Below are 9,224 nucleotides of genomic sequence, written 5' to 3' on the forward strand. Positions count from 1 at the left end.
ATCTGTTGTACTTTAATAGGATTTTGCTGATCTAAATGCTTTTGATGCCAGGCACGAAGTGTTTCAGGAGTACAACCTATCTTGGGAGCAATAGCGGTGATCGCAGCCCAATTCGATGGATAATCTTTTTCAGATTCAATCAATAATTGAACCGCTCTTTCTCTGATTTCAGGGGTATATTTTAATTTTGTCATCGGGGTAGTCTCTCAGAATATTGACTCTCCGACAAACCCGGTACGGTTCAAAGTAACTTTAGGATTTGAACTTGCGTACTGAGATTAACGCATGTAAATTGAATATAAAATGAAAAATTATAGCATTACTTTTTTATATTTCTGTTTTTCAAGTATCATTTGAGAATACAGCTGTAGGCATAAAGGTATGTTTAAAAATATTGATGCTTAAAAAAATTAGATCAGTATCATCCCCCCCCCTAAGATTGTCAAAAATCTACAAGAAACTCTTAGTGTTCGTTAGACATACCACTCAAATATAATCGAAAGTAATGCTCTTACAATACTGGAAACCAAAATCATTTTAAAAGGCATAACTGTTGGAGGAAATTCCGTGGCAACTTTAAAAAGTATTTATGTAAGACAACTATATTATAAAAATTAAAAAATCCATCACCTTGATCGACAAGATGATGGATTTGAAATCATTTTAATTTAACTCATATGCCCATTGAATCAGCAGTCTAAAAAAACCTGCAACAATGGCTAGACTGAGTACGCCACCCAGCCATAGCACAATAAACCACCCTGCTTGATTGAGCTTCATGATGATTCTCCTTAATGATAGCCATCATCGCCGACACGGACTTTATCGCGAAACACCCAATACGATAGTGCGGTATAGAACAAGATAATCGGGATCAATACCAATGCCCCAATCAAGGCAAATAGCTGACTACTTTGTGGTGCAGCAGCCTGCCAAATCGTGACAGACGGTGGAATGATATTTGGCCATAGACTGATGAGGAACCCTGTATAAGCCAACAGCACCAAGGCTAAGGTATAAATAAATGGTGCAAACTCCTGACGTCGTTTACAGGCACGTAATGCCAATACCGTAAACACCAATACTAAAATCGGCACAGGGCTAAAATAATACAGTTGAGGCAAGCTAAACCAACGACTAGCAATGTCTGCATGTACCATTGGGGTATAAATACTGACCGCACCAAAGATCACTAATAAGGCAATAATCAGTTTTGGCATGAGGCTAAACATATGCTCTTGTACCCGTGCATCGGTTTTAAAAATCAACCAACCACAGCCCAAAGTAGCATACAGCACCACCACCGCAATGCCGGTAAACATTGAAAATGGGGTCAACCAATCTAATCCACCACCACTATAAATACCATTAGTGGTTTCAATGCCTTGAATATATGCCCCTAAAATCATGCCTTGGAAAAATGAAGCGAGGATGGAACCCCAAATAAAGGCCTGATCCCATAAGTGTTTAGTTCGATTGGCTTTAAAGCGAAACTCAAATGCCACTCCACGGAAAATCAGCGAAATGACCATTAAGATAATCGGCATATATAGCGCAGAGAGCACAGTCGAATACACCAATGGAAAAGCGGCAAATAAGCCTGCGCCACCTAAGACCATCCACGTTTCATTCCCATCCCAAACCGGTGCGACGGTATTCATCATCACATCACGCTCTTGGCGGTCTTTCGCCAAAGGAAATAAGATGCCAATCCCTAAGTCGAAACCATCGAGCACCACATAAATTAGCACCCCAACGGCAATGATCACCACCCAAATTAAGGATAAATCAATCATGGTTTTTCTCCTGTGGTGCTGCATCTAAGTCTTCATCAATTGTACTCATTGGACGATTCGACGCACGAATCACTTCCCCATCACTATGTGCTTGAGAATGAATAAACTGTGGTCCTTTGCCCATCATTTTCAGCATGTAATAAATCCCAATGCCAAACACAATGCAATACACAATCACAAAGATAATTAAGGTTAAACCGACTTGTTCTGCCGATACCGGTGACAAGGCATCTTTAGTACGCATCACACCATAGATAATCCACGGCTGACGACCGACTTCTGTGGTAAACCATCCCGCAAGTAAGGCAATAAAGCCTGAAGGTCCCATACATAAGGCAAATTTGTGGAGCCATTTCGACTCATAAAATTTCCCAGTTTTACGTAACCATGCACCCATTAGCGCAAGCAGAATCATCAAGACCCCCATACCCACCATGATGCGGAAGCTCCAAAACACCACGAGCGAGTTTGGTCGATCTTCCGGAGCAAATTCTTTTAAGCCTTTCACCTCACCATCTAGCGTGTGCGTCATGATCAGACTACCAAGATTCGGAATCCCAATTGCATACTTGGTTTCTTCAGCTTCCATATCCGGAATACCAAATAAATATAACGGCATGCCATGATCTTTATTGGTTTCCCAATGCCCTTCAATCGCAGCCAATTTGGCAGGTTGATGTTCTAAGGTATTTAGACCATGTAAATCACCGACAAACATTTGCAGTGGCGCAAGCGCTAAGATCATCCACATGGCCATGGAAAATGATTTTTTTACCAAGGCATCACGACGACCTTTGAGTAAATGCCAAGCTGCAGTGGCAGCAACCAATAGACCTGAAACCAAGAAAGCTGCCAATGCCATATGCGCTAAACGGTATGGAAAGGACGGGTTAAAGACAATTGCAAACCAATCTTGCGGCACGATAATGCCATTTTCAAAGGTGAAGCCTTGTGGGGTTTGCATCCAACTGTTGGACGATAAAATCCAAAACATGGAAATACAGGTGCCGATCGCCACCATAAGGGTAGCAAAGAAATGGGTTTTGGGTCCGACCCGCCCCCAACCAAACAACATGATGCCCAAAAAGCCAGCTTCTAAGAAGAATGCACTGAGCACTTCATAACTAAGTAAAGGCCCTGTAACACTCCCGGCAATACGGGAAAATTCACTCCAGTTGGTGCCAAATTGGTAACTCATTACTACGCCAGAGACCACGCCCATCCCGAACGATAATGCAAAAATCTTGATCCAAAATTGGAATAAATCGCGGTACAGAGGGTCATTGGTTCTTAGCCATCGCCACTCTAGAACAGCAAGAAAGCTTGCAAGTCCAATTGAAATGGCAGGAAAAATAATATGAAACGAAACTGTAAAAGCGAATTGAATCCGCGCCAATTCGAGCGCTGTTAAACCTAAATCCATGTCGTCACCTTATTGTGAAATTGTGTGGTGATTGCGGTTCAAACTTAAGTCTAGAACCGAAGACTTGTTTACACTATTGCAAGCCTGTTGAGCTCTGTCAGTAAACTGTATCTCTACGCTTTTTCGACAGACGAACGTATTCTGTCTGCGGTCAACAGACAACAAAAAAATTAAATTCATGTGATTACACTCTATAACGTTAATCTATGAAGTTCGATTAAAAACTTCCATACAAAACCAGTTCTAAAGTGTTAAAGGTGGGGCTCGCCCTTGGGGCAGTAGATAAAGCCTTTGCAGCGAAAAATAGACATGCCGAAAAGCGTCTTGATAAGACGTCAATCGAACCTGAATTCTATCGATAATTTCGTGCAGATTAAAATCAAAAGGAAGGACCACATCACCATAGACTTTACAGTACTGGCATTGGTGGTTTTGCCCATTATGATCATCGTGCTCATGATGATGATCGTGAGTCAGATGATGCACCAGTTCATGATAGGTTTGGTGAATGTGTTGGTGTTTTTCTGGGGACAATAAATTATGTGTAATAGACAGACACACCGGAGCAATTTGAAATTCTTCGGGTAATAGTGGTTGTAAATATACTGCGATTTGCAAAAGTAAGGTCGCAATTGCAAGACACAGTCCACTCTGTCTGAGCAACATATTCTCTCAACGTATACCAACACAAGCAATATGCTTAGAAAAGCAATGCTGGCTTGAAATCCGAGGACTCAAGTCAGCTTTATAGAACTAATATAGCTAAAAAAATACGATCTTAAAAGTGAATATTCACTTTAAAGATATAAATATGAATATTTAAGATAAAGATGTAATCTGCGCATAAATAATTGTAGTTACAATTATTTATGCTTTAAAGAAATTCAATGGCAACTTCAGATAAGAAACGCCATTTGCTTCAGGCTCAGGAAAATGCCCTGCAAGCATATTGATTTGAATCGAAGGCAAAATCAGTTTAGGCATACTCAAGGTAGCATCGCGCTGATTACGCATCTGAACAAATTCAGCCTTAGTGGTGCCTTCATGAATATGAATATTGTGCTGTTTTTGGGTTTGGATATCGGTTTGGCAGTGATATTCATCACGCGTCTTTGGCAAATAATCATGACACAAAAATACGCGAGTCGTTTCTGGCAATTGATACAGGGTTTGCACCGAATCAAACAAGGTGTCTGCACTACCCCGTGGGAAATCACAACGTGCGGTACCATAGTCCGGCATAAACAAAGTATCACCGACAAACACGGCGTCACCCACGACATAACTTAAACATGCCGGCGTATGCCCCGGTGTTGGGATGTTATATGCCTCGAGCTCACCAATATGAAAATATTCATGATCATCAAATATATAATCAAATTGTTGCTGAGCATTAAACTGCTTGATGTCTAGGTTATAAATGGCACTAAAGGTCTCTTGTACCAACGCAATATGATGACTCATGGCAATTTTGCCACCCAATACCGACTTTAAATACTGCGCGGCAGTCAAATGATCGGCATGTACATGGGTTTCTAAAATCCATTCCACTTGCAAATCTTGTGTTTTAACATACGCAATGATTTGATCAGCATGGATCGTTGAGGTGGTTACAGAAGACGCATCATAGTCCAAGACACTGTCAATGATGGCACAGTGCTTGGTCGCTGGATCACTCACCACATAACTAAAGGTATTAGTCGCTTGGTCAAAAAAATCCTGAACAATCGGGCGTTGCATGGTTAAGCTCCTGACCATTTACGGTGAATCAATACACCTGCAAGCATGGCAACAATAAAATACAGCACTTGATAATACCCTAAACCAATTAAAGTGAAACTTGGTGCTGGGCAAACACCAGCAATACCCCAGCCTGCACCAAACATTAACGCACCTGTAATCAGTTTTACATCAATTTTATTGTTACGTGGTAAATCAATCGGTTCATTAAATACTGTGGTTGGCGTACTACTACGCACCGCTTTTTGGAATGGTATAAATGCCACTGTAATTGCGCCTATCATGACAAAAGCAAGACTCGCGTCCCAGTTGCCGAATAGATCTAAAAAGTCAATGACTTTTTGCGGATTAGACATCCCTGAGAACATCAAGCCCACTGAAAAGAGCGAACCAAATACAAAAGCCAAAACGTTTTTCATTTTAGAATGCTCCAATCAAGTGACGAACGATATATACAGTCACAAAGCCTGCGAACATAAAAGTCATGGTGGCAATGATGGAACGTTTAGATAATCGGCTGATCCCACAAATACCGTGACCACTGGTACAACCTGAACCTAAGCGGGTACCAAAACCCACCAGTAAACCAGCAATAATCATCATTATTGGGCTAGCAGACACGATAATCTCTGGTTGTACAAAAAGACCATAAATAAATGGCGTGATGATCAAGCCTGAAAGAAACCACACTGCAGGCGTTTTAAAAATCGTCTGTGGATTCAGTACCTGCGCAATCAAACCACTGATGCCTGCAATACGACCATTCACATACAGATACCCTACTACTGCAATGCCTAACAGGGTACCGCCAAGAAACGCTGTTACAAAATCATGCATAGTTAACGCGCCATAAATAATATTTAAACTTATATTATATAAGTTTGTATATTAATCAAGTCATTTTATGTTATTATCTCGACATACTTTTCTCCCTTTGCTTTTTCTCATTCAGGTTAGACGTTATGAACATCACAATCGATAACTTAAAAATTGAATTTACGCAGGTCGATACCGTTTCCAATTGCTTGAAAGTGTTATCGAATCCTGACCGATTAAAAATTTTATGTGTATTGATCCATGGCGAATTGAATGTTCAGCAAATTGAGGAATGTACCGATATTCATCAGCCGACTCTGTCACAACAATTGACCGTTTTACGGAACAATAAAATTGTCTCGACACGTCGCGAAGGCAAACAAATTTATTATCAATTAGCAGACCCTAAAGTGCTGGGCATTATGCAAACGCTGTATCAATTGTACTGCCAGGAATAAACATTTTTGTGCATGCCCTCTTGTCTGGAAGCTCAGCCAAGTTTAGTAAATCCAAAATGAGATGATCAGTAAAAACCCGGTCAGCATGGTAAATAAATTCAGCCATACGGGATGTTGGGTCTGATAATCCTCAATTAATTCTTGTTCGGTTAATGAGCGCAACCCTCGACGATATTGCAAAATTGAGGCAAAGTTCACCAATAAACCAAACACAATCACGGCAATGCCCAGCCACTGTCCATAGATAATTTTGTGCTGATATTGCTCAGAGTGCAGTAGTTGTAGCAATACATTTGATTTTTCAATCAAAAAACCAAAGGCTATCAGCGCTAAACCACTGCGATTCCATGCCAATGCCGTACGTTCCAAAGCAAACAATACCCGTGCATCTTGTAAATTTGACATTGTGCCCCCTGATGTTTAAGTGGTTGATGTTGAGCTTAGCATGATCTTAGACGGGCTATTGTGTTGGCTTGGTGAGCATCTATTTTACTTATTTTTCAAAGATTTCTTTGAGATCACTCGGCATCCCTTGTGCAGACTGGAAGTTACCCTTGCTATCACGCCAAGCAATGGATGGTGTTGAGAAGAAACCATATTTGCCCATTAAATTTTGGTTAAAATCAATTTTTTCTGCTATCTCTACAGGAATATTTTCTGCTGGTTTAAGGCGCTTTTTGCCACGATTGACATTGATATCATGAAATACCGCTGTTGGATTTTTTGACATCAGTAAAGTTGCCACCTGAGCACGGCTTTCTTCACGAATCACACCCACTTGAACATGACGCAATTGAACCTTGCCTGACTCTACCCAAGGACGTGCTTCTTGCCAAAATTTATGGCAATACGGGCAATTGGGATCTGAGAATACATAGACAATACGTGGCGCATCGGTTTTGCCATCTTGAATCCAGGTTGAATCTTCTAATGTTTTCCATACATTATCTAAAATGGCTTTTTTCATATGCGTTTCAATTTGGCTGTTGGAAAGACTATTTCCTTGGGCATCAAACAACTCGCCTTTGATGTAATACTTGCCATCATTGGAAATAAAAACGGTATTGGAATATTGGTCTTCATGCCCCACCCAACCCGTTAAACCTTCAGGTGCAGGAATTGGTTTGACAAATTGAAAGCCTTCTTTTTCGAGTTGTTTTTTAATGGCATTCGGATTGGCACTGACACCACATGCCACCGTCAACAGTGTTCCGATAAGTAAACTGGTTTTAAGTAAAGTATTCATGATGCATATCCTATGATCAATTTATGGATTCATTTTCTTTAAGTATTGTTGCAACATCGCTTGACTGAGTTCGCCTTGATGACGCGCAATCAACTGACCTTGTGCATTGAAAAATAAGGTAGTGGGTAAACCTAAACTGTTCACTGCTTGTGGCATTTCACCCTGCACATCTAGCAGAACGTGTTTAAAACTGAAGTGATGTTTTGTGAGATAAGCACGGACGGTATCGACCTCTTCCCCTTGATTGAGCATGACAAAATGCACCTCAGGATATTGATCCTGCGCACGCTGTAATACAGGCATTTCACGATGACACGGCGGACACCAACTCGCCCATAAATTCACAACCGTGGGCTGACCTTGAAATTGTTTTAGCGCAATGATTTCTGACGGATCTTGATGGGCAAGCTTCAGACTTGGAAAACTCAAACTTGGATAATGGCTATCTTGATACATGATTTTTTGTACTGTCCATCCTACCCCCATAAGCATGACAAAGATCAGTAATAAAATGGCCTTGGCTTTTTTTGTCATGGCTGAGTTTTTCCACCAAAACCACGCACTTCCTGTCAGCACACCGCCTATTAGATGAAAACCTTTGTCTTGAATTTTCAGCATATCAATGGGCGATGCGAGATAAGACTCCATATTCAATCCAATAAAGATCAAGCGTGCACCGAGTAATCCGATCCAAACACTGCTCCAAATCGAATCTTGGAAACGCTGTTGGATTTCGGTTGACCACTGTGCTTGTTGCCCGATTTTTCGTCCAACCATGGCAGTGATCAGCAAAGCCAACACCAAACATAACAATGCCCATGGCAACATCAAGGGTCCAAGATGCAGTGCTTCATTCGAAATCATGGCGGTGTACCTCGGTTTAATCGGCTCAAGAGTTGCGCTGCACTAAAGGTACCCGTCAAACGTAGATTACGCTGTTCTTGATGCTGTACATCTAAGAAAATCATGGTTGGAGGTCCTAAAATCTGCCAGTCTTTCAGCACAATATCTTGACTTGCTTCATATTCGGTTAAATCGAGTTTGATTCGAGCAACAGCATCTAAAGCTGTTTGTACATCGGCACGAGGTAACACCTCTTTTTCAATCGGCTGACAAGCCACACACCAATCGGCATACACATCTATGAGCACTGCTTGTCCTTTGACTTTATTGAGTGCCTGTTCAAGCTCAGCTTGGGTACGTACTTTTTGCCATGCGACTAATGTTGTGGCTTGTGTCGTATTCAGTTGTGACCATGCTTGCGTGACATACCATCCACCCGATATTGCGGTCGCTAAGCTCATAGCAATCAACAGCAGTTGCATCGGCATTTGCAAAATATGCGGACGTATCTTCCATAAAATGTAAACCGTGATACTAATGCATAAGAGTCCCATCAACATCAAATAAACCACACTCGGCAGTAAAGGACGCAGAAAATACACCGCCAACAACAGCATGACAAAACCGAAAGTGAATTTCAGACGATCCATCCACACGCCCGGTTTGGGTAAGTACTGTGCACCAAACACACAGGCAATCAACAATGGTAAGCCCACACCTAGACCTAGAATAAACAGGTAACTAGCCCCCATCCACGGTTCAGGCAATTGCGCAACAAACAGCAAAGCCCCTGCCAATGGCGCACTCATACAGGGTCCGACGATTAGCGCAGAGATCATGCCCATAATGAATGAACCCCATAAGGTTCCACCTTATGGGGTTCATTCATAAACGCTGTAATA

Annotated in this window: 12 protein-coding genes and 1 pseudogene; 1 reads left to right on the plus strand and 12 read right to left on the minus strand. The window is 41.5% G+C overall.

The genetic code is table 11. The features are described 5' to 3' along the window. From Q0017_RS12370 to Q0017_RS12405, 8 genes and pseudogenes are all read right to left on the minus strand, one after another. A pseudogene (locus Q0017_RS12370) lies at window positions 1-194 on the minus strand (IS3 family transposase); the annotation flags it as partial. A 469-nt stretch (window positions 195-663) separates the two neighbouring features. After that, window positions 664-780 carry a DUF2474 family protein gene (locus Q0017_RS12375; RefSeq protein ID WP_081403287.1) on the minus strand — a complete coding sequence of 39 codons (117 nt, stop codon included), beginning with the start codon at window positions 778-780 and terminating at the stop codon, window positions 664-666. Window positions 781-791: 11 nt separating this feature from the next. Beyond that, window positions 792-1,796: a cytochrome d ubiquinol oxidase subunit II gene (gene cydB, locus Q0017_RS12380; protein WP_297428360.1), complete on the minus strand. Its 1,005-nt coding sequence runs from the start codon at window positions 1,794-1,796 to the stop codon at window positions 792-794. Further along, window positions 1,789-3,219, minus strand: a complete 1,431-nt coding sequence (locus Q0017_RS12385; RefSeq protein ID WP_297428362.1) for a cytochrome ubiquinol oxidase subunit I — start codon at window positions 3,217-3,219, stop codon at window positions 1,789-1,791. Before Q0017_RS12385 ends, cydB begins: the two co-directional genes overlap by 8 nt. 243 nt (window positions 3,220-3,462) lie before the next feature. Then, entirely contained in the window at window positions 3,463-3,882 is a 420-nt protein-coding gene (locus Q0017_RS12390) for a DUF2946 domain-containing protein (RefSeq protein ID WP_297428426.1), read from the minus strand. 204 nt (window positions 3,883-4,086) lie between these two features. Then, the gene (locus Q0017_RS12395; protein WP_297428365.1) at window positions 4,087-4,959 is read right to left on the minus strand and encodes an MBL fold metallo-hydrolase; all 873 of its coding nucleotides are present in this window, start codon (window positions 4,957-4,959) and stop codon (window positions 4,087-4,089) included. A gap of 2 nt (window positions 4,960-4,961) precedes the next feature. Then, on the minus strand, window positions 4,962-5,378 hold the full coding sequence (locus Q0017_RS12400) for a DUF6691 family protein (RefSeq protein ID WP_297428368.1): 417 nt from the start codon (window positions 5,376-5,378) through the stop codon (window positions 4,962-4,964). A gap of 1 nt (window position 5,379) precedes the next feature. Then, window positions 5,380-5,796 (minus strand): YeeE/YedE thiosulfate transporter family protein, encoded by a 417-nt coding sequence (locus tag Q0017_RS12405; RefSeq protein WP_297428371.1) that lies wholly within the window; start codon window positions 5,794-5,796, stop codon window positions 5,380-5,382. A 125-nt stretch (window positions 5,797-5,921) separates the two neighbouring features. Between Q0017_RS12405 and Q0017_RS12410 the strand changes: the two genes are divergently transcribed. Next, on the plus strand, window positions 5,922-6,233 hold the full coding sequence (locus Q0017_RS12410) for a metalloregulator ArsR/SmtB family transcription factor (protein ID WP_035268852.1): 312 nt from the start codon (window positions 5,922-5,924) through the stop codon (window positions 6,231-6,233). Window positions 6,234-6,275: 42 nt separating this feature from the next. On the opposite strand, the gene Q0017_RS12415 is transcribed toward Q0017_RS12410, so the two are convergent. From Q0017_RS12415 to Q0017_RS12430, 4 genes are all read right to left on the minus strand, one after another. Further along, the gene (locus Q0017_RS12415; RefSeq protein WP_297428377.1) at window positions 6,276-6,638 is read right to left on the minus strand and encodes a DUF202 domain-containing protein; all 363 of its coding nucleotides are present in this window, start codon (window positions 6,636-6,638) and stop codon (window positions 6,276-6,278) included. 88 nt (window positions 6,639-6,726) lie between these two features. Then, window positions 6,727-7,479 (minus strand): thiol:disulfide interchange protein DsbG, encoded by a 753-nt coding sequence (dsbG, locus tag Q0017_RS12420; protein ID WP_297428380.1) that lies wholly within the window; start codon window positions 7,477-7,479, stop codon window positions 6,727-6,729. Between the two features lie 21 nt (window positions 7,480-7,500). Continuing rightward, complete coding sequence (locus Q0017_RS12425; protein ID WP_297428383.1) at window positions 7,501-8,343, minus strand: TlpA disulfide reductase family protein; 843 nt, start codon at window positions 8,341-8,343, stop codon at window positions 7,501-7,503. Continuing rightward, window positions 8,340-9,131: a thioredoxin family protein gene (locus Q0017_RS12430; protein ID WP_298147329.1), complete on the minus strand. Its 792-nt coding sequence runs from the start codon at window positions 9,129-9,131 to the stop codon at window positions 8,340-8,342. Before Q0017_RS12430 ends, Q0017_RS12425 begins: the two co-directional genes overlap by 4 nt. Between the last annotated feature and the right edge of the window lie 93 nt (window positions 9,132-9,224).

The organism is uncultured Acinetobacter sp. (assembly GCF_947624825.1).
In the GTDB taxonomy this organism is placed as follows: Bacteria; Pseudomonadota; Gammaproteobacteria; order Pseudomonadales; family Moraxellaceae; genus Acinetobacter.

Excerpts from the sequence above, each read along its gene's own strand:
- Q0017_RS12375 (WP_081403287.1), bottom strand. The coding sequence starts at position 780 with ATGAAGCTCAATCAAGCAGGGTGGTTTATTGTGCTATGGCTGGGTGGC.
- cydB (WP_297428360.1), bottom strand. The coding sequence starts at position 1,796 with ATGATTGATTTATCCTTAATTTGGGTGGTGATCATTGCCGTTGGGGTG.
- Q0017_RS12385 (WP_297428362.1), bottom strand. The coding sequence starts at position 3,219 with ATGGATTTAGGTTTAACAGCGCTCGAATTGGCGCGGATTCAATTCGCT.
- Q0017_RS12395 (WP_297428365.1), bottom strand. The coding sequence starts at position 4,959 with ATGCAACGCCCGATTGTTCAGGATTTTTTTGACCAAGCGACTAATACC.
- Q0017_RS12400 (WP_297428368.1), bottom strand. The coding sequence starts at position 5,378 with ATGAAAAACGTTTTGGCTTTTGTATTTGGTTCGCTCTTTTCAGTGGGC.
- Q0017_RS12405 (WP_297428371.1), bottom strand. The coding sequence starts at position 5,796 with ATGCATGATTTTGTAACAGCGTTTCTTGGCGGTACCCTGTTAGGCATT.
- Q0017_RS12410 (WP_035268852.1), top strand. The coding sequence starts at position 5,922 with ATGAACATCACAATCGATAACTTAAAAATTGAATTTACGCAGGTCGAT.
- Q0017_RS12415 (WP_297428377.1), bottom strand. The coding sequence starts at position 6,638 with ATGTCAAATTTACAAGATGCACGGGTATTGTTTGCTTTGGAACGTACG.
- dsbG (WP_297428380.1), bottom strand. The coding sequence starts at position 7,479 with ATGAATACTTTACTTAAAACCAGTTTACTTATCGGAACACTGTTGACG.
- Q0017_RS12425 (WP_297428383.1), bottom strand. The coding sequence starts at position 8,343 with ATGATTTCGAATGAAGCACTGCATCTTGGACCCTTGATGTTGCCATGG.
- Q0017_RS12430 (WP_298147329.1), bottom strand. The coding sequence starts at position 9,131 with ATGAGTGCGCCATTGGCAGGGGCTTTGCTGTTTGTTGCGCAATTGCCT.